The following is a 20,336-nucleotide window of genomic DNA, read 5'->3' on the forward strand; positions in this document are numbered from 1 at the left end:
GAAAGGTTCCTTTGCGTTTGCTGGAAGTCGTTTCAGGGCTTTTTCTGCGCCCCATAGTTATTCTTTAACAAGCGGCCAATACTAACACAGTCAGCCCCTTACAGGGGCAACTGCGACCAGTTCTTAATTAAAAACGACCGTCTTGTTTTCGTAGGTAATCACCCGGTCCTCGATATGGGACCGCAGGCCACGGGCCAGTACGTTCTTTTCCACGTCCTTGCCCAGGCGAACCATGTCTTCGATGGAGTCGCTGTGGGTAATGCGGATTACGTCCTGTTCGATGATCGGGCCTTCATCCAGATCCTGGGTCACGTAGTGGCAGGTGGCTCCGATCAGCTTGACCCCGCGACTGTAAGCCTGGTGATAAGGACGCGCACCGGCGAACGATGGCAGGAAGCTGTGGTGAATATTGATCACCTTGCCGGCGTACTTTTCACACAGACTGGCAGGCAGGACCTGCATGTAGCGGGCAAGCACCACCACGTCGGCGTCATAACCCTCGATCAGGCCATCGATTTCACCAAAGGCTTCGTCACGGTTATCACGGGAGACCGGGATATGGTGATAGGGTATCTCATGCCACTCGACCATGCGGCGCAGGTCTTCATGGTTGGAGATAACCGCCACGATCTCGGCGTTGATCTCGCGGCTGTGCCAGCGGTGCAGGAGGTCTGCCACGCAGTGGGATTCCTTGCTGCACATCAGGATCACTTTCTTGGGCTGGGCCGAATCCGCAATGTGCCAGTTCATGCCGAACTCGCGGGCGATGGGTTCGAACGCCGCCCGGAACTGGTCCAGACCGAAGGGGATCGAGCTGGCCTTGATCTCGTGGCGCATGAAGAACCAGCCAGTCTGGGTGTCCGAGTGGTGGCTCGCCTCGGTAATCCAGCCATTGTAGGTGGACAGAAAATTACTCACCTTGGCGACAATTCCAACCCGGTCCGGGCAGGAAATCACAAGACGATAGGTATGCTCCATGAAAGCCTTTCCTTAACTGAAATCCGGGAAAGCAGGTGCGTCGGGGAATCACCACCGACATTAACGGCGGGTTAACGGTACGCACCTATGAAAATGACCGGCTATCATAGCCTATCTGAACGCCAGAAACGAGGAATGGAGATATGGACAGAGGCCTCTACCACCGCACAGACAAAAACCTCGCCAGGAGGCGCTCAGGCCGCCTTTCGATTATGACAGCCCTGGCTTTTCTTGTGGCCATCGGGCCTGCGTTCGGGCAAGCCATTCTTGAGGGCGAGCGTTTTCACCCGGTCACGGCGAAACAGGGCATGGTCGCCACCAGCCACACCCTGGCCACCGAAGTGGCATTGGACGTACTCAGGGACGGTGGCAACGCGGTTGATGCAGCCGTCACTGCCGGATTTGCCCTGGCGGTGACCCAGCCCCGCTCCGGCAATATTGGCGGCGGTGGTTTTATGCTGATTGCCAAAGGGGATGGCTCAGAGCCAGAAGCCATTGATTACCGCGAGAAAGCGCCAGCCGGAGCCTCAGAGACCATGTTTCAGGATGAATCCGGCGACGTCGTCCGCGATCGCAGCCGCTTTACCCACCTGGCAGCCGGCGTGCCTGGAACTGTGGCGGGCCTGGCCCTAGCGCTGGAGCGGCACGGCACTATTTCCCTGAAACAGGCCCTGGCGCCCGCGATCAAACTGGCCCGGGAAGGCTTTATTGTGCCCCGGCGCTTCACCGAAGGCCTGGAACAGGCCCGGGAAAGACTTCAGCGCTGGCCCGCCACTCGCAGTACCTTTTATAAAGAGGACGGCAGCGCCTGGCAGCCCGGCGAACGCTTTCACCAGCCTGAGCTGGCTGACACACTGCAGCGGATTGCCGATGACGGCGTAAAAGGTTTTTATGAAGGCAAAACGGCAGAGCTGATTGCCGATGAGATGGCCCGGCACGACGGCCTGATCACCCGGGAGGACCTGAAAGACTATCGCCCGGTGGTACGCACTCCGGTCCGGGGCAACTATCGGGGTTACGATATCTATTCCATGTCGCCGCCCTCCTCCGGCGGCACCCACATTGTCCAGATCCTCAACATTCTGGAAGGCTTCCCCATGGCTGACTACGGCCACAATTCCGCCGATGCGATTCACCACATGGCAGAGGCCATGAAACTGGCCTACGCCGACCGCGCCCGCTATCTGGGCGACACCGACTACGTGGATGTGCCGCTGAAAGGACTGACCAGCAAAGGCTATGCGGAAGAACTCCGTAAAAACATGGATCCTGAGAAAGCGCGCCCAGCGAGCGACATCAATCCAGGCCAGCCGGCTGCCTGGGAGAGCCCGGAGACTACCCACTTCTCCGTAGTGGACCAATGGGGCAATGCGGTGTCCAACACCTACACCATCAACTTCAGTTATGGCTCCGGCATCACGGTGGAAGGCGCCGGCTTTCTGCTCAACAATGAAATGGATGACTTCAGTGCCAAGCCCGGCGTACCCAACGCCTACGGACTGATCGGTGGTGAAGCCAACAAGGTGGAGCCCGGCAAGCGGATGCTCAGCTCAATGTCACCAACCATTGTCAGAAAGGATGGCAAAAATGTGCTGGTGACGGGCAGCCCGGGCGGCTCACGGATCATTACCACCACCTTGCAGGTGATCCTGAATGTGATTGATCATGATATGAACATCCAGACTGCCGTGAGCGCGCCACGCATACACCATCAGTGGCTGCCCGATGAGATCCGCGTTGAACAGGGCGTCAGCCCGGACACCATTCGCCTGCTGGAAGAGCGGGGCCACAAAGTGGTCGATGGTTCGGCCATGGGCGCTATCCAGAGTATTATGATGGATGAAGATGGCGTTCTGTATGGTGGTGCGGACCCAAGGCGTAGCACATCGTCAGCCATGGGCTATTGATGACGGTAATTGACCAGGGTCACTGACCTGAGCGGAGGCATTATGTACCTTTCTGTACAACTGAGCTGTTATCCACTGAAAGAAGACTACAAACAACCCATCTGGGACTTGATTGACCGTCTGAAGCAAACCGGACTTGAGGTGTACCCGGGGCGCATGAGCACCGAGCTGTTCGGGGAGTACGACGAGGTCATGAAAGTGCTGTCCGATACCATGAAGTGGTCTTTCGAAACCTACGGCAAAGCGGTCTTCGTGGCCAAAATGATGGAGGGTGACCGGCGGCCAAAACAGTAGCCACCGACCTCATGCCCCATCATCCCTGGAGCCCTGTCCTGACTGAACGGGTCAGGCGCACCTCCACAGTGACTGCCAGGGAATCCAGTGCAGAGGCTCGTTCGATCCCTTCCGCGCTGGCCCGGTACAGGTGTGGTGTCATCGCCAGCAGATCGGAAATCTGCTCCTGACTGGTCAGCTCCAGGGGAAAACGCTCCGTTGTGGTCTCCAGAGTGGTGAACCCTTCGGGGGTGACAACGTCCTCATTTTTCTCCGGCTTCAATGTGGGATAGATAATTTCACGCAATTCCCGCAGGTGCCTGGGGCCGGCATCCACCTGCAGCAGCTGACCGCCCGGTTTCAGAACCCGGGCAAACTCGGAATACACCGGAAACCCGAACAGACATAGCACCCGGTCCACGGAGCCAGGCAACACCGGGAGCCTGGCGTTGGTGCCCACCACCCATGCCGGTCGTTTGTCCTGCTTCGCCGCTGCCAGCACCGCCCACTTGGAAATATCCACCCCCAGCAGTTCCAGGGTTTGCCGCTCTCCGGCCGCAGCCGCAAGTTGCCTCAGGTAATACCCTTCCCCGCAACCGGCATCCAGGCAACTGAGCATTCCCTCACCGGGTGCGTCCGCCAACACCGCACGATTCACCGCATCGGCGATGGGTTGATAGAAACCACCATTCAGGAAGTTGCGGCGCGCCGCCACCATCTCCTTGCTGTCGCCGGGATTGCGGGAACGCTTGTTCTGCACCGGCAGCAAATGGGTATAGCCCTGGCGGGCAATATCAAAACTGTGACCTGCCGGACAGCGCCAGGCCGTATCGACATGGGTCAACGGGTCACCGTCCAATGGGCAGGCCAGAGCCTGAAACGGGGTAACGGGCATGCAGTATCCGCCTGAGTTCATCTGTGTACGGGGATGCAAGGCTAACCCAAACGCCCCCAATGGTCTAAATTGAAAGCCACGCCTGTTATGAAACCAGCCCGTTGCGTGTTTATGAGCAACCCATTCGCCAAGCTGTTTAACATCAACCGCGACGAAATCATCCCGGTCATACTTGCGGTATTTTTCTTTTTTTGTGTCCTCACCGCGCTGATGGTACTGCGTCCCGCACGGGAAGCCCTTGGCATTCAGGGTGGCATCGAAACCGTGCGCTGGCTGTTCATCGGCACCGCGGTCATTACCCTGCTGGTTAACCCGGTGTTCGGGTTACTGGTCAGCCGCCTGCGCCGCCTGACCTTCATCACTACCACCTACGCGTTTTTCGGGTTTAGCCTGGTTGCGTTCTATCTGGTCATGACCCTGGCCCCCAACGTCATCGGCGTCACCACCGGGCAGGTATTCTATGTCTGGTTCAGCGTGTTCAATCTGTTCATCACCATGGTGTTCTGGGCGGTGATGGCGGATCGTTTTACCCTCGATCAGGGCAAACGCTTTTTCGGTGTCATCGCCGTGGGCGGCACCTGCGGGGCCATTTTCGGGCCCTGGCTGACGTCCATGCTGGCTGAACCCCTGGGAACCCCGGCCCTGCTTCTTGTCAGCACCGGGTTTCTGGGGCTGGCGCTGGTTGCCTGCTGGGCCATTACCCACGTACAGCCGGACCGGATCGGCCGCACACACGACACCCGGCCAGCCATCGACGAGCGCGAACTGATCGGCGGCAGGGCCTGGGAAGGTTTTCGGGCGGTTTTTCGTTCCCGCTACCTGCTGGGCATTGCCACCTACGTCATCATCCTGGCGATCGTGGTTACTTTCATTTATTTCACGCGGCTGCAAATGGTGGCCGAACTCGGTGAAAGCACCGATCAGAGAACCACCCTGTTTGCCAGAATTGACCTGATTACCCAGGTGGCCACACTGATCATGCAGGCGCTGGTAGCCGGTCATCTGATGAAACGGCTCGGCGTACACATCACCCTGGCTCTGCTACCTTTAACAACAGTGCTGGGTTTTATTGGTCTTGCCATGGTCGGCTCTCTGGCAGCGCTGATTACTCTGGAAGCCTCCTTCCGTGCGGTACAGCGCGCCATCATGCGCCCGGCCCGGGAAACCCTGTACACCGTGGCAAGCCGGGAGGACAAATACAAAGCCAAGGCCTTTATCGATACCTTCGTCTATCGTGGTGGTGATGTGGTGGGCGCTCAGGTAGAAGGCCTGCTTGGGCACCTGGGTATGGGGCTGGCCGCCGTGGCCAGCGTCGCGGTTCCCCTGGCATTGATGTGGGCCGTACTGGGGCTGTGGCTGGGCAGGACACAACAGTCAATCGCAGCCGCCCTGGAATCGGGGGACGCCACCGAAAAGAGGACATCACCATGATTTCCCGCAGAGACTACCTGAAGCTCACCCTCGCCGTCGGGGCCACATTGGCCCTGAAACCCGGCATGCTCTGGTCCGAGGATAAACAACTGGAACTGATTACCCGTGCCATCCCGTCGTCCGGCGAACGCCTGCCAGTGGTGGGGCTGGGCAGCTCCGCCACCTTCGCCAGCGTTTCCCGCAGCGAAGACCGGGATGCCTTGCGGGAAGTTCTGAAAACACTGGTCGAGAAAGGCGGCAACGTCTTCGACACTGCCCCGAGCTATGGCGCTTCGGAAGCAGTGGCCGGGCAAATCGCCGAGGAACTGAACATCACCGATGACCTGTTCTGGGCCACCAAGGTGAACGTTGCCGGATGGGGTGGCGGCAAGGCCGATCCCGACACCGCGAGAGAGCAGATCGAAACTTCCTTCCGGCGCATCGGTAAACCGGTCATCGACCTGATACAGGTCCACAACCTCGGGGATGTACCCACGCAACTCGGCATTCTCAAGGAGATGCGGGAAGAACAGCGGGTGCGTTATATCGGTGTGACCACCACCTTTCCCAGCCAGTATGAAAACCTGGAGCGCATTATGGCGCGGGAACCCCTGGACTTCATCGGCATCGATTACGCCGTCGACAACCTCACGATGGAACAACGGATACTGCCATTGGCCAGGGAACAAGGCATAGGTGTACTGGTCTACGCCCCCTTCGGTCGGACCCGGCTCTGGGAGAAAGTGAAAGGCAAGGACGTGCCTACCTGGGCGGCGGAATTCGACGCCTATTCATGGGGTCAGTTCTTCCTGAAGTTCGTCGTCGCTCACCCGGCTGTCACCGCAGCCACACCGGCAACCAGCAAGCCCCGTCACATGGCGGACAATATGGGTGCCGCCATGGGAGCTTTACCCGACGAGGAAATGCGCCAGAGGATGATCCATTATATTGCCGGCCTGTGATCACGACGGACCGGAACGCTCCTGATCAGCCCGCGTAGGCAGCATCGGTTCGCGCTGCCATGATGAAATCATTCCGGTGCAGACCACCGATCTTGTGGGTCCACCAGCGCACGGTCACCTTACCCCATTCCAGCAGAATGGCAGGGTGATGGCCTTCCGCTTCGGCCAGATCAGCGACTTTATTGGTAAACACCAGGGCCTCGGCAAAATTCCTGAATTTGAAAATCCGTTTCAGCTGTTCTTCCCCATCCAGCTCAACAGGCTGCCAGTCCGGAATTTCTTTCAGCAGGTTCTGTTTCTCATCTTCGGTGACTTTCGGAGCATCCGCACGACAGGCTTCGCAGGATTGCGCGGTCAGTGAACTCATGGCTCAACCTCCCTGACTGATGACTTGTATTACAAGCGTGGGTGCCTGGCTCCACATTATCAAGCCCGCTATTGAAATCCCCGCTTTTTCAGAATACTGTATATTTAAACAGTATTCTGAAAAAGCGGGACCACACTCATGAACGAACTTCTGAACACCCTGATGCAGGATGCCCGGGTCTGGCAGGGGGATCGCCACATCCAGACCAGGCAGCCAGCGGAGCCAACCGGCTACCAGGTGCTGGACAACCATCTGGGCGGGCTCGGATGGCCCCGGGGAGCGTTGAGTGAATGCCTGCTGGATGCACCCGGAATCGGTGAGTTGCAACTGGTACTGCCGCTGATGCAGCGCCTGACCCAGGCCGGCAAGACCGTGTTCTGGCTGAACCCGCCACACACACCCTACGCCCCCGCCCTGGCGCGGGAAGGTGTGGATCTGAAACAAGTGGTCATGGCTCATACCGACGACAACGGTGACCTGCTGTGGACCCTGGAAAACTGCCTGCGCTCTGCCGTCACCGGACTGGTACTGGCCTGGCCCGGCAAACTGGCGGCCCGGGATATCCGCCGGCTGCAACTGGCCGCCGAGGCCGGCAGCAACATATGCGTGCTGTTCCGCAACCGCAAACTGGCCGGGCAAAGCTCACCCGCTGCCCTGAGGCTGGAACTGGAAGCGGGAGCACATCAGGACTTGCGGATCAATGTGTTGAAACGCCGGGGTAGCTGGCCAGGGCAACGCTGCACCGTCGCCATGGCACACCGGGCACATGTGCCATTCCCCGAATCCAGCCGGATCGTTCAGGGCCCCTGGGCCCAATCCGGCCTATAACAGGTGCAACATGCTCTGGGTTTACCTGCATTTTCCTCACCTGCTGCTGGACCATATTCGCCGCTCCCGGAAGAACGGAGAAAACGGTAGAGAGAACGGCAGAGAGAACGCCGAAGAAGCGCTGGTGGTCGTGGAAGCCGCCGGCCAGCGGGTTCTCCAGGCCTGCCCGGAAGCCCAGAATCAGGGCGTGCAACCGGGCATGCCCCTGAAAACCGCCATCACCCTGGTGCCGTCACTGGCCATTGCCCGGGCCGACACCAGCCGGGAACAACAGATTCTGGCAGAGCAGGCCCGCTGGCTGTATCGCCATGCCGCCAACATTACCCCCTACCCTCCGGACGGATTACTGGCGGAAGTGGGCAGCCTGCAAAAGCTGTACGGCGGACTGGCAGCCGTCTGGCAAACCTTCGAACAGGCCCTGTCACAACGGCAGTTAACCGCCTGGATGGCTACCGGAAAAACACCCCTGGCGGCCCGCTTGTGCGCCCGCGCTGGTCAAGGCCAGTGCACCACCGACAGGGACCATATGATGCAACAGCTGTCCCGCCTGCCGCTGACAGCCGTGGAGCTTGACGGCCGCACCCTTACCCGCTTACAGCGGATGGGGCTTACCCGGCTCGGAGAAGTCATGCAGTTGCCAGCCCGGGAAATGGCTCACCGGCTATCACCGGATACCCTTGCCTACATCCAGAAAATCCAGGGCACCCGGCCAGACCCGCAACAACCCTGGCGACCTCCACATCACTTCCGCCAACAGGCGGATTTTGCCCAGGACATTGAACACTCCGAGGGACTGCTGTTTCCCCTGCACCGCATACTGGGGGAACTGGAAGAGGATCTGTGCTGGCGCCAACAGGATACCGACAGCCTGCTGCTGGTACTGAACCACCGTCACCACCAACCCACGCGCCTGCGAATTCGCACCTCGGGTCCGGAACATCGGGCCGAAGTGTTTCTGGATTTGCTCCGTCTACGCTTTGAACAGCATCCGTTGAAAGCGCCCGTTACGTCCCTGGTGCTCTCGGTACGTCGCTTCATGGGTCGGGAGGCGAGTAACGGCAACGATCTGCTGGGAGAAACCCCGGACCTGAACGAAGCCTGGCATACCCTGATCAGCCGCCTGCAGGCCCGGCTTGGAGAGAATGCCCTGCAGCAACTGTCACCCCGGGCCGACCATCGCCCGGAACATGCCTGGACTACCGCCAATCTCCCGCAACGGGCACACGCCACCAGTCCAGAGGCAAGCAACCTGCCCCATCGACCGTTATGGTTACTGAAAAGCCCACACCCCCTGCAGGAAACACCCAGCGCCTGGTTTTCCGGACCGGAACGTATCAGCGGCGGCTGGTGGGACGGTCAGCGGGTTCACCGGGATTACTACATCGCCCAACTGGCCAGCGGCCAATTGGCCTGGGTGTTCCGGGATGTGCGTGATGGCTGGTTCGTACACGGCTGGTTCGGGTGATCTCCATGTCCTACGCCGAACTCCATTGCCTGAGCAACTTCACCTTCCTCACAGGCGCATCACACCCCCATGAACTGGCGGAACAGGCGGCGGAACTGGGTTACCACGCCCTGGCGATCACCGATGCCTGTTCGGTCGCCGGCATTCCCCGAGCCTGGGCGGCCCTGAAAGACAGTCCGGTCAAGCTGATTACCGGCAGCTCGTTTGAGCTGAGTGACATTCCGGCCAACGGCGCCACACCCCGTTTTATCCTGCTGGCCCGCACCCGCACTGGCTATGGTCAGTTATGCCAGCTGATCACAACGGGCCGGCGGCGGGCGGAAAAGGGTCAGTACCAGCTATTCTGCCAGGACATCGAAAACCACACCCTCGACGATTGCCTGTGCCTGTGGCTACCTCCCTCGCCTGCCTGTACCGCTTACGACGATGCCCTGAGCTGTGGCCAGTGGCTACACCAACTGTTCGATCACCGCCTGTGGCTGGCAGCCGCCCGTACCCTGGAATCCGGTGAAGAGCAACACCTGGCCCGGGTACGCCAGCTCGCCACAGACCTGCACTGCCCGATTACCGCCACCGGCCAGGTCCACATGCACAGCCGTGAGCGCCAGCCCTTGCAGGACGTGCTCACCGCCCTGCGCCACCACACCTCACTGGAGAACGCCGGCCATCACCTGTTCCAGAATGGCGAGCGCTACCTGAGACCACTGCCGGTACTGAAACGCCTGTTCCCCGGGCACTGGCTCAGGGAAAGCCTGGCCATTGCCGATCAGTGCAGCTTTGAACCCGGCAGCCTGCGCTACGAATACCCTGCAGATCTGGTGCCCGAAAGGGAAACCCCGGCGTCATACCTGCTGGCACTGACGCGACAGGGCGAACGCCGTCGCTACCCCGGGGGCACGCCGCTGAGCGTCCAGGCCCTGATTCGCAAGGAATTGGCGCTGATCGCGGAGATGCGTTACGAGCATTATTTCCTGACCATCCACGACATCGTGGCCTTCGCCCGTCAACAGGGCATCCTTTGCCAGGGGCGGGGCTCCGCGGCCAACTCGGCCGTCTGCTACTGCCTGGGCATCACCGAGGTTGACCCCGCCCACACCGAGTTACTGTTTGAACGCTTTATCTCCAGGGATCGGGGCGAGCCGCCTGACATCGACGTGGACTTCGAACACGAACGGCGGGAAGAAGTGATCCAGTACATCTACCGGCGGTATAGCCGGGAGCGGGCCGCCCTGGCCGCCACCGTCATCCGCTATCGTCCGAAAAGCGCCATCCGTGATGTCGGAAAGGCCCTGGGGTTTGATCCGGCGCTGGTGGAACAGCTTCTGGAAGGCATTGACTGGCGAGACCGGGCCACGGACTGGCGCCACCAGATCCTGGATAAACGCCTGACCCGCAACCCTCAGGTGGCTAACCAGTTCTTCACCCTGGTCAACACGCTGCTGGGATTTCCCCGCCATCTTTCCCAGCATGTGGGCGGCTTTGTCATCAGTGCCGGTCCCCTGGCTGAACTGGTCCCCGTGGAAAACGCCGCCATGACCGACCGAACCGTTATCCAATGGGACAAGGACGATCTGGAAAGCCTGGGGCTCATGAAGGTAGACGTGCTTGCCCTGGGAATGCTCTCTGCCATCCGCCGGGCTTTGGAGCTCATCAGTGAAGAGCGTGGGCAACCTTTTGGCATGCCCGACATCCCCGCGGACGACCGCCCTACCTATGACATGCTCCAGCAGGGAGACAGCATCGGTGTCTTCCAGGTGGAGTCCCGCGCCCAGATCAGCATGTTGCCCCGCCTGAAACCGGAATGCTTCTACGACCTGGTCATCGAAGTCGCCATCGTCCGTCCAGGCCCCATACAGGGAGATATGGTGCACCCCTACCTGCGCCGAAAACACGGCCTGGAGACGGTGGAATACCCCAACGCCGAGATACAGGCCGTGCTGGAGCGCACCCTGGGTGTGCCGATCTTCCAGGAGCAGGCCATCAAACTCGCGATGGTGGCCGCCGGCTTTACCGCCGGCGAGGCTGACCGGCTTCGCCGCGCCATGGCCGCCTGGAAATCCCACGGCGACCTCAGTCCGTTTCGTGACAAGCTCATCAACGGCATGCTGGCGCGGGGCCACGACGCGGACTTTGCCGAACGGCTGTACCAACAGATCTGCGGTTTCGGCGGCTACGGCTTCCCCGAATCCCACTCCGCCAGCTTTGCACTGCTGGCTTATGTCTCGGCCTGGATCAAACGCCACTACCCGGCAGCCTTTTACTGCGCCCTGCTCAACAGCCAGCCCATGGGATTCTACTCCCCTTCCCAACTGGTTCAGGACGCCCGCCGCCATAACGTCACCGTATTACCGGCGGATGTGAACCACAGCCAATGGGAGCACAGCCTCGTCGGTCCCGAGCGACACCTCCGCCTGGGGTTACAGCTGATACAGGGCCTGTCCGCCAGCGGCGCCGAACGCCTCTGCCAGAACCGGCCTCCCCTGGGTTACCGCACCAGTAACGAACTCCGCCGCCTCGCCGACCTCAGCCAACGGGATATGGAACTCCTAGCCGGTGCCAACGCCATGCCAGACTTCACCGCCAACCGCCACCAGGCTTACTGGCAGTTACTGGGCCACGAACAACCAGCCGAACTCTTTGCCGCTGAAGACAACGAAGACTACACACCGGACACCTGCGACCAACTGCCCGAACCCACGGAAGGCCAGAACGTCCTCGCCGACTACGCCAGCCAGGGCCTGACCCTGCAGCGCCACCCGCTGGCCCTGCTGCGGGAACAGGGCCATCTCCGGTTCTGCCTGACATCCGAACAACTGAAGGACACCAAAGCCGGCATCCCGGTCCAGGTCGCCGGCCTCGTCACCGGCCGTCAACGCCCCGGGTCCGCCTCCGGCGTTACCTTTGTGACCCTTGAGGATGAAACCGGCAACGTCAACGTGATTGTCTGGCTGGAGACCGCCCGGCGGCAGCGGAAAGCGTTATTGACGGCGCGGTTGCTACACGTGAAAGGTGTGCTGGAAAAAGAAGGGGAAGTGATTCATGTGATTGCTGGGAAGCTTTCAGACCTGAGTCACCTGATTCATTCCTTGCCGGTTGATTCCCGGGATTTTCATTAAAAACAAAAAACCCCGCACTGAGGCGGGGTTTTCGGTACTGAAAGAGCGAGATCAGCTCAGAAGCTTGATCATCACACCTGCAGCCACCGCAGAGCCGATAACACCAGCCACGTTCGGGCCCATTGCGTGCATCAGCAGGAAGTTCTGCGGGTTGGCCTCAAGGCCTACCTTGTTGGATACCCGTGCTGCCATCGGCACCGCGGATACACCGGCAGAACCGATCAGCGGGTTGATGGGCTCCTTGGTGAAGCGATTCATAAGCTTCGCCATCAGAACACCGCAGGCAGTACCCACACCGAAGGCCACAATACCCAGGCCCAGGATACCCAGCGTCTGGGCGTCCAGGAACTTGTCCGCCATCAGCTTGGAGCCAACAGACAGCCCCAGGAAGATGGTAGTGATATTGATCAGGGCGTTCTGGGCAGTGTCACTCAGGCGCTCCACCACGCCGCACTCGCGCAGCAGGTTACCGAAGCAGAACATACCCAGCAGCGGTGCCGCATCCGGCAGGAACAGAACCACCGCAATCAGTACCACAAGCGGAAACGCGATCTTCTCGCGCTTGCTGACCGGACGCAGTTGGGTCATCTTGATCTTGCGTTCCTCGGAAGAAGTCAGCGCCTTCATGATCGGCGGCTGAATCATCGGCACCATGGCCATATAAGCATAGGCGGAAACTGCAATGGCACCAAGAAGATGCGGTGCCAGAACACTGGCAACATAGATAGATGTCGGACCGTCCGCGCCACCAATGATACCAATGGCTGCAGCTTCCAGGATGTTGAAGTCCAAAACGCCAGTCCAATCGAGCAAAGCGGCACCCAGCACGGTTCCGAAGATACCGAACTGCGCTGCTGCACCCAGTAGCATGGTCTTCGGGTTGGCCAGCAGCGGACCGAAGTCGGTCATCGCACCCACACCCATAAAGATCACCAGAGGCCCGATGGTACTGCCGATAACCACGGAGTAGAAGTTATACAGCATGCCATTGCCATATCCGAAATCCTGGGCAAGAGAGTTTGCCATCGCCATTTCGGAATAACTGGCCTCTTTCACCGCTACCTTGAAGGCTTCTTTCAGCTCGGGCGTTATTGCCTGGCCGGCCTGATAGGCCACGTCCAGTGGTGCCGCCAGCGCCGCAAGAATCTCGGTGCTTCCGCCTTTCAGAGCAAAGTGGATCGCATTTTCCGCCGCAGTCAGGGCAAGCCCCGCCTCCGGAATGTTCGCCAGAATACCGCCAAACCCGATGGGGACCAGCAGCAAAGGCTCAAAACCCTTGCGAATCGCAAGGAACAGAAGAAGAAGGCCGACGGCGATCATGATCACCTGGCCAATCTCGATATTGAACAGGCCACTACCCGTCCAGAGAGTCAGTAATTTATCCATGGAATGCTGGCCCTTATGCGATTGTCAGCATTTCATCATCAGGGGAGACGGCATCACCGACCTTGATGAAGACTTCACCGATGGTACCGGCCTTCGGTGCGCGAACCTCGGTTTCCATTTTCATGGCTTCGAGGATGATCATCACATCGCCTTCTTCTACGGTGTCACCCGGAGAAACCAGAACCTTGAAGATGTTACCGCCAAGAGGTGCGACCACAGGCTCACCTTCGCCAGCAGCAGGTGCTGGTGCTGCGGATGCAGATGCAGAAGAAGCAGCACCGCCCTCACCCTGGATCTGGGTGATTTCGCCACCTTCGGATACTGCCACCACGAACTTCTTGCCGTTCACATCAACGGTGTAAGTCTCGGGGCCTTCAGCCTTCTTGGCAGGTGCGGCATCTTCAGCGGTCGGAACCGGCTCAAATGCATCCGGGTTGTCGCGGTTTTCCAGGAACTTGAGACCAATCTGCGGGAACAGGGCGTAGGTCAGCACGTCGTCTACGGTGTTCTCTGCCAGTTTGATGCCTTTCTCATCAGCCAGCTTCTTGAGTTCGTCGGTCAGCTTGTCCATTTCCGGCTCCAGCAGATCCGCCGGACGGCAGGTCACTGGTTCTTTCCCGTCCAGAACACGCTCCTGCAGCTCCTTGTTCATTGGCGCCGGTGCTGCACCGTACTCGCCCTTCAGGATCGCAGAGGTTTCCTTGGAGATGGACTTGTAGCGCTCACCAGTCAGAACGTTCAGTACCGCCTGGGTACCCACGATCTGTGAGGTCGGAGTTACCAGCGGGATGAAGCCCAGGTCTTCGCGGACCTTGGGAATCTCGTCCAGAACCTGGTCGAACTTGTCGCTTGCGTTCTGCTCGCGCAGCTGGTTTTCCATGTTGGTCAGCATACCGCCCGGTACCTGGGCAATCAGGATGCGGGAATCGGTACCACGGAGGCTGCCTTCAAACTTCGCGTACTTCTTACGTACCTGACGGAAGTAGCTGGCGATCTCTTCGAGCAGGTTCAGGTCAAGACCGGTGTCACGGTCAGTACCTTCGAGGATGGCGACCACGGCCTCAGTGGGCGAGTGACCATAGGTCATACTCATGGAAGAGATAGCAGTATCCACGTTATCAATACCGGCTTCCGCCGCCTTGATCGCGGTGGCGGTAGACATGCCAGTGGTGGCGTGGCACTGCATGTGAATCGGGATATCCAGTTCTTTCTTCAGACGGCTGACCAGATCAAAGGCCACGTAAGGCTTGAGAATACCCGCCATATCCTTGATGGCAATGGAGTCCGCACCCATATCGGCGACTTCTTTCGCCAGCTCTACCCACATGTCGACGGTGTGTACCGGGCTGGTGGTGTAGGCGATGGTGCCCTGGGCATGCTTGCCAGTCTTGCGCACGGCCTTGATGGCGCGATCCAGGTTACGGGGATCGTTCATCGCATCAAAGATACGGAACACGTCGACGCCATTCTCGGCGGCACGCTCACAGAAACGGTCTACCACATCATCCGCATAATGACGGTAGCCCAACAGATTCTGTCCACGCAGAAGCATCTGCTGCTGGGTGTTGGGCATGGCTTTTTTCAGCTCGCGGATACGCTCCCAGGGATCTTCGCCCAGGTAACGGATGCAGGAATCAAAGGTAGCTCCACCCCAGGATTCCAGTGACCAGAAACCGACTTTGTCGAGTTTCTCGGCAATGGGCAGCATGTCGTCCAGCCGCATACGGGTGGCGAGCAGGGACTGGTGGGCGTCACGCAGGATAACGTCCGTAATCCCCAGCGGTTTCTTTGTGTCAGTCATCGTGTCAGCCTTCTGTTTAAAGGTTCTATCTTTTACCGGGTCACTTCTTGTGGCGTGACCGGAATTGTGCAATCGCCTTCTTGATGGCCTCGGCGGTGTCAGGGTCAACCGACGTTGGCGCCTTGGGCTTGGCACGTGGCGTTCTGGCCGGGGTTGCCGGCTCTGGCGGCGCAAACCGTGAGATGAGTTTGGACATGAGCAGCGTTGCGAACACCAGCACAACCAGGAACGCAAACACGAATCCCATGCCTGCAATCATCAGATCTACGGCTTGTGACATCAGGTCATTCATATCGAATAGCTACCTGTATTGGTTTGTGTGATTTCCCCGACTTGCCTGATCTTCTCTGCTGGACTAAGGTCTTAGGTCCAACAAAAACAAGTCGGGAGGCAAAATCCTGCGTAATTTACCGTTTTAGATTGCCTTGAGCAACCGGAATACGAATTGCTATACGCGCTTACCGAGCCTCGCGACCCATTATGACAGAGCCAGGCCCGCTTTAAATCATTCTCATTCAGGCATATCTGACCCGCATTTTACGGCCTTTTATCCTGCCATTCTCCAGCCTTTCAAGCGCTTCTCTGGCGACATTACGGTCAACCGCCACAAAGCACTGAAAATCAAACAGATCAATCTTCCCGACCGCCTTACCGGAAATACCGGCCTCTCCGGTCAACGCACCCAGCACATCGCCCGGCCTGACCTTGTCCTTCCGCCCACCGGAGATGCACAGCGTGCGCATGGCAGGAGCAATCGGCCTGTCAGGGTTGGCCAGCAACTGCTCTACATCTCCCCATCGCACTTCCTCGCTACGATGGGACTCCAGCCTGGAAACCTTATGCCCCTGGGACGGCGTGCACAGCGTTACGGCCAGACCGGCCTCACCTGCCCGACCGGTTCGACCAACACGGTGCGTATGGACTTCCGGATCCCTGGCCGGCTCCACATTCACCACCAGTGGTAACGCCTTGATGTCCAACCCACGGGCAGCCACATCCGTTGCCACCAGGACCGAGCAACTCTGATTGCCAAAACGGACCAGCACGCTGTCCCGATCCCGCTGCTCCAGGTCGCCATGAAGAGCCAGTGCCGAAAAGCCACGCTGACCCAGCGCCGCCGCCAACTCGTCACACTGCAGCTTGGTGGTGCAAAAGGCGATACAGGAGGCAGGCTGCAGCTCTGACAACAAGGCAGCCAATGCATCCGCCTGCTGCCCCGGAGCGATCTCATAGAAAATTTCACGGATATCCGGCTTCTCAATATGCCCCTCAACCCGGATATCCACCGGGCTGGACTGGTAACGCTCACTCAGTACGCGGATGCTGTCCGGCCAGGTTGCGGAAAACATCAGGGTCTGACGCTGTGACGGCGCCTGACTGATAATGTCCTCTACAGCGTCCTGAAACCCCATATCCAGCATGCGGTCGGCCTCATCCAGCACCAGGGTTTGCAGCCGATCAAGGGACAGGGTGCCCTTGCGAAGATGATCCTGAATACGCCCCGGCGTGCCCACCACAATATGGGCGCCATGACTCAGAGAGCCAATCTGCGGTCCGATGGCAACACCGCCACACAGCGACAGCACCTTTACGTTGGCTTTCGCCCGCGCCAGCTCCCTCAACGCTTTTGCCACCTGATCGGCCAGCTCCCTGGTTGGACACAACACCAGCCCCTGAACCGAAAACTGCTTCGGCCTGAGCTTTTCGATCAGCCCGATACCGAACGCAGCGGTTTTACCACTGCCGGTTTGGGCCATGGCGATGACGTCCTTCCCGGCGATGGCCGCAGGCAGCGCCCGGGCCTGGATAGGCGTGGGCTGGCTGAACCCCAGTTGCTCAAGATTGGCGACCATGGCCTGAGACAGACCAAGCTGGTTAAAGGAAGACATAAATAGAGGATCCTGAAATGAATAATGCTGGTTATGGCGGAGTCGACAGTGCGCGTATACTACCTTATTCAGCGCACCAGTAGGGAGACTCTGCATAACTCCTGGATTATCTCTGGCTTTCAGGGCAATTCGGGCGCTATTCGGAGGACTCTTCAGCAACTATTTACGGAGTCGTAGATGGCATCACTTCAGGACCAGTTATTGAAAGCCGGGCTTGCCGATGAGAAAAAGGCCAAGGCCATTCGCAACGAGAAAAAGAAACAACGGAAGCAACAACCCAAAGGAACGGTTCAGGTCAGCGAAGCCGAAGTCCGCGCCCGCAAGGCTCGGGAAGAAAAAGCGGAGCGTGATCGCCAACTGAACCTGGAGCGCCAGAAAGAAGCTGAGAAGAAAGCCATTCAGGCACAGATTCGCCAGCTGGTGGATACCAATCGCCTGGACCGCTCGCGGGGCGAGACCTCCTATCAGTTCGTCCATGACAAGAAAATCAAGAAGATTTTTGTGGATGACAAGATGGTTGATCAGCTATCCCGGGGACGCCTGGCCATTGTGTTTGTGAACGACCAGTATGAGATCGTTGCCGAGGGCGTGGCACGGAAGATTCAGGAGCGGGATCAGAATGCTGTAGTGGTGCTGCATGATCGTCACGAGGATGACGCGGGTGAGGATGATCCTTATGCGGGTTATGAGATTCCTGATGATTTGATGTGGTAGGGGGCTGGACACCTCATTGCCGGGGTTTTGGGTGATGAGGTGTTTTCGGTTGTGGGGCCGCCGTCGCTGCGCTCCCGCGTTCCTCAGCACACTGCGTGTGCTTCGGTCGAACCTCTTTCGGTTCAAATCCTTTCAGACTCCGAGATCTGCAAATAAAAAACCCCGCTCAAGGCGGGGTTTTTTATTTGATATGGCGCGGCTGGGAGGATTCGAACCTCCGACCGCCTGGTTCGTAGCCAGGTACTCTATCCAGCTGAGCTACAGCCGCTTAAACTGTGAATCCTTGTCCAATTTGGCGGTTAAAGCCATTGGGAGGATTATTCGGGCCTTTGGCCCTTTTAATAAATGGCGCGGCTGGGAGGATTCGAACCTCCGACCGCCTGGTTCGTAGCCAGGTACTCTATCCAGCTGAGCTACAGCCGCGCATCTTATCGCATTCGATTGAGTGCTAATTCAACCTGTTCTCGTTCTCCGCTAGGGAAAATGGCGGAGAGGGAGGGATTCGAACCCTCGGTACGATTGCTCGTACGGTTCCTTAGCAGGGAACTGGTTTCAGCCACTCACCCACCTCTCCTTGAGAACGGGGCGTATACTACCATAATTTTTCTGTTTTCATAGGGTTGACACAATTTTTTTGCATCTCATTTCAGACAGGCAGAAAAAAAGCCGTTCAGGTTTCCCTTGAACGGCTTTTCAGACATCTCAGCTGTTGCCGGGCTCCGGCCCGTCAGAGTCTTTTTCGCTCTGAATACGCTGATAAATCTCTTCACGATGTACTGCCACTTCTTTGGGGGCGTTGACACCGATTCGTACCTGATTCCCCTTCACTCCGAGTACGGTAACGGTAATTTCGTCACCCACCATCAGAGTTTCGCCAACGCGGCGAGTCAAAATCAACATATCCTGTTCTCCCTTGTTCAGAGCTACCTGTTCCGAAAAATGAACTTCCTGCTTTTATAGTGGGGCCACTTGCCTCTCAAAAGACGCACAATCCCTTATACGGAACAACTGCATCAAAGGCACAGCAAATAACGCCCTTTTTTCAGATAACCTGAGCGAACCGACCTGTGCTTCGCTTGATCAGGCTTCTTCAACCCCAGGCTTGTCCAGTTCGAATGCACTGTGAAGGGCACGAACCGCAAGCTCGAGATACTTTTCATCAATCACCACGGAAATCTTGATTTCGGACGTGGAGATCATCTGAATATTGATACCCTCATGGGAGAGAGCTTCAAACATCCTGGTTGCAACGCCTGCGTGGGAACGCATACCGACACCAACAATGCTGACCTTGGCGATTTTGCTGTCACCACCGACTTCCCGGGCACCCAACTCATCAGCCACGCCCCGCAGCACTTCCTGCGCGCGCTTGAAGTCATTACGGTGAACCGTAAAGGTAAAGGAGGTGCGATTGTCCTCCCCTACGTTCTGCACGATCATGTCAACTTCAATATTTGCGTCACTGACTGGTTTCAGTATACGCAAAGCACTGCCAGGTGTATCGGGCACACCGGAAATAGTGACCTTGGCTTCGTCGCGATTAAAAGCGATGCCGGAAACGACCGGTTGTTCCATGGCGTCATCATCCTCAAGAGTAATCAGGGTGCCCTCACCTTCCTGGAAGCTGGAAAGGACCCTTAACGGAACATTGTACTTACCTGCAAACTCAACGGCACGGATCTGCAATACCTTGGAGCCCAGGCTGGCCATTTCCAGCATTTCCTCAAAGGTAATCTGCTTCAGCCGCCGCGCACTGTCGACAACACGGGGATCGGTTGTGTAGACCCCATCCACATCGGTATAGATCTGACACTCGTCCGCTTTCAGCGCCGCAGCAAGCGCCACCGCCGTGGTATCCGAACCGCCACGACCGAGTGTGGTGATGTTGCCGTTTTCGTCGATGCCCTGGAAGCCGGCAACCACAACCACCCTGCCCGCATCCAGATCTTCGCGCATGCGCTGCTCGTCAATCTGCTTGATGCGGGCCTTGGTATGGGCGCTGTCGGTCACGATGCGGACCTGTGACCCGGTATAGGATCGCGCGGTACACCCCAACTTCTGCAATGCCATCGACAGCAGCGCAATGGTCACTTGCTCACCGGTCGATACCAGCACGTCCATTTCCCGGGGCGTGGGCTCTTCCATAATGTCATTTGCCAATGCGATCAGGCGGTTGGTTTCACCGCTCATGGCGGACACCACCACAACCACATCATGCCCCTCATGGCGGAAGCGAGCCACTTTCTCGGCCACCGCCTGAATACGCTCGGTAGTCCCTACCGATGTACCACCGAATTTCTGAACCAACAGAGCCATTTTCTTCCCGGTATCCAGAATAGGACGAA

17 protein-coding genes and 3 tRNA genes are annotated in these 20,336 nt (G+C 58.4%); 8 read left to right on the forward strand and 12 right to left on the reverse strand.

Features of this window, described 5'->3' with window-relative positions; translation table 11 throughout:
• Positions 1-123 precede the first annotated feature (123 nt).
• Entirely contained in the window at positions 124-978 is an 855-nt protein-coding gene (gene purU / locus ACJO3M_RS08205; RefSeq protein WP_407000885.1) for a formyltetrahydrofolate deformylase, read from the reverse strand.
• A 143-nt stretch (positions 979-1,121) separates the two neighbouring features.
• On the opposite strand from purU, the gene ggt reads away from it, so the two are divergent.
• The gene (ggt, locus tag ACJO3M_RS08210) at positions 1,122-2,885 is read left to right on the forward strand and encodes a gamma-glutamyltransferase (protein ID WP_407000887.1); all 1,764 of its coding nucleotides are present in this window, start codon (positions 1,122-1,124) and stop codon (positions 2,883-2,885) included.
• Positions 2,886-2,927: 42 nt separating this feature from the next.
• A complete protein-coding gene (locus ACJO3M_RS08215) occupies positions 2,928-3,179 on the forward strand; it encodes a YkoF family thiamine/hydroxymethylpyrimidine-binding protein (protein ID WP_406985322.1) in 252 nt (83 codons plus the stop codon).
• A gap of 19 nt (positions 3,180-3,198) precedes the next feature.
• Here ACJO3M_RS08215 and ACJO3M_RS08220 read toward each other — a convergent pair whose 3' ends face one another.
• Positions 3,199-4,053, reverse strand: coding sequence for a putative RNA methyltransferase (locus ACJO3M_RS08220; RefSeq protein WP_407000888.1), 855 nt, complete (start codon positions 4,051-4,053; stop codon positions 3,199-3,201).
• A 111-nt stretch (positions 4,054-4,164) separates the two neighbouring features.
• Here ACJO3M_RS08220 and ACJO3M_RS08225 point away from each other — a divergent pair, with 111 nt between their 5' ends.
• Both ACJO3M_RS08225 and ACJO3M_RS08230 read left to right on the forward strand, forming a co-directional pair.
• The gene (locus tag ACJO3M_RS08225; RefSeq protein ID WP_407000889.1) at positions 4,165-5,484 is read left to right on the forward strand and encodes an NTP/NDP exchange transporter; all 1,320 of its coding nucleotides are present in this window, start codon (positions 4,165-4,167) and stop codon (positions 5,482-5,484) included.
• Complete coding sequence (locus tag ACJO3M_RS08230; RefSeq protein ID WP_407000890.1) at positions 5,481-6,425, forward strand: aldo/keto reductase; 945 nt, start codon at positions 5,481-5,483, stop codon at positions 6,423-6,425. Before ACJO3M_RS08225 ends, ACJO3M_RS08230 begins: the two co-directional genes overlap by 4 nt.
• 25 nt (positions 6,426-6,450) lie before the next feature.
• Here the strand turns inward: ACJO3M_RS08230 and ACJO3M_RS08235 are convergent, their stop codons facing one another.
• Positions 6,451-6,792 (reverse strand): 4a-hydroxytetrahydrobiopterin dehydratase, encoded by a 342-nt coding sequence (locus ACJO3M_RS08235; protein ID WP_407000891.1) that lies wholly within the window; start codon positions 6,790-6,792, stop codon positions 6,451-6,453.
• 138 nt (positions 6,793-6,930) lie between these two features.
• Between ACJO3M_RS08235 and imuA the strand changes: the two genes are divergently transcribed.
• The 3 genes from imuA to ACJO3M_RS08250 are packed head-to-tail and all read left to right on the forward strand — an operon-like array spanning position 6,931 to position 12,201.
• On the forward strand, positions 6,931-7,620 hold the full coding sequence (gene imuA, locus ACJO3M_RS08240) for a translesion DNA synthesis-associated protein ImuA (RefSeq protein ID WP_407000892.1): 690 nt from the start codon (positions 6,931-6,933) through the stop codon (positions 7,618-7,620).
• A gap of 10 nt (positions 7,621-7,630) precedes the next feature.
• Positions 7,631-9,085: a Y-family DNA polymerase gene (locus ACJO3M_RS08245; protein ID WP_407000893.1), complete on the forward strand. Its 1,455-nt coding sequence runs from the start codon at positions 7,631-7,633 to the stop codon at positions 9,083-9,085.
• 5 nt (positions 9,086-9,090) lie between these two features.
• Positions 9,091-12,201, forward strand: coding sequence for an error-prone DNA polymerase (locus ACJO3M_RS08250; protein ID WP_407000894.1), 3,111 nt, complete (start codon positions 9,091-9,093; stop codon positions 12,199-12,201).
• Positions 12,202-12,252: 51 nt separating this feature from the next.
• Here ACJO3M_RS08250 and ACJO3M_RS08255 read toward each other — a convergent pair whose 3' ends face one another.
• From ACJO3M_RS08255 to dbpA, 4 genes are all read right to left on the reverse strand, one after another.
• Entirely contained in the window at positions 12,253-13,587 is a 1,335-nt protein-coding gene (locus ACJO3M_RS08255; RefSeq protein ID WP_407000895.1) for a sodium ion-translocating decarboxylase subunit beta, read from the reverse strand.
• 13 nt (positions 13,588-13,600) lie between these two features.
• Positions 13,601-15,388 (reverse strand): sodium-extruding oxaloacetate decarboxylase subunit alpha, encoded by a 1,788-nt coding sequence (gene oadA, locus ACJO3M_RS08260; RefSeq protein ID WP_407000896.1) that lies wholly within the window; start codon positions 15,386-15,388, stop codon positions 13,601-13,603.
• A 40-nt stretch (positions 15,389-15,428) separates the two neighbouring features.
• On the reverse strand, positions 15,429-15,680 hold the full coding sequence (locus ACJO3M_RS08265) for an OadG family protein (protein ID WP_012139449.1): 252 nt from the start codon (positions 15,678-15,680) through the stop codon (positions 15,429-15,431).
• Between the two features lie 223 nt (positions 15,681-15,903).
• Positions 15,904-17,277 (reverse strand): ATP-dependent RNA helicase DbpA, encoded by a 1,374-nt coding sequence (gene dbpA / locus ACJO3M_RS08270; protein ID WP_407000897.1) that lies wholly within the window; start codon positions 17,275-17,277, stop codon positions 15,904-15,906.
• A gap of 177 nt (positions 17,278-17,454) precedes the next feature.
• On the opposite strand from dbpA, the gene ACJO3M_RS08275 reads away from it, so the two are divergent.
• Positions 17,455-17,991: a DUF2058 domain-containing protein gene (locus ACJO3M_RS08275; protein ID WP_407000898.1), complete on the forward strand. Its 537-nt coding sequence runs from the start codon at positions 17,455-17,457 to the stop codon at positions 17,989-17,991.
• Positions 17,992-18,182: 191 nt separating this feature from the next.
• Here the strand turns inward: ACJO3M_RS08275 and ACJO3M_RS08280 are convergent.
• The 5 genes from ACJO3M_RS08280 to ACJO3M_RS08300 form a co-directional block, all read right to left on the reverse strand.
• Positions 18,183-18,259, reverse strand: a tRNA-Arg gene (locus tag ACJO3M_RS08280).
• Positions 18,260-18,337: 78 nt separating this feature from the next.
• Positions 18,338-18,414, reverse strand: a tRNA-Arg gene (locus tag ACJO3M_RS08285).
• A gap of 61 nt (positions 18,415-18,475) precedes the next feature.
• Positions 18,476-18,565, reverse strand: a tRNA-Ser gene (locus tag ACJO3M_RS08290).
• A gap of 128 nt (positions 18,566-18,693) precedes the next feature.
• Positions 18,694-18,891: a carbon storage regulator CsrA gene (gene csrA / locus ACJO3M_RS08295; protein WP_406985338.1), complete on the reverse strand. Its 198-nt coding sequence runs from the start codon at positions 18,889-18,891 to the stop codon at positions 18,694-18,696.
• 180 nt (positions 18,892-19,071) lie between these two features.
• Entirely contained in the window at positions 19,072-20,307 is a 1,236-nt protein-coding gene (locus ACJO3M_RS08300; protein WP_407000899.1) for an aspartate kinase, read from the reverse strand.
• Between the last annotated feature and the right edge of the window lie 29 nt (positions 20,308-20,336).

This window comes from Marinobacter alkalisoli (assembly GCF_045449795.1).
GTDB lineage: Bacteria > Pseudomonadota > Gammaproteobacteria > Pseudomonadales > Oleiphilaceae > Marinobacter.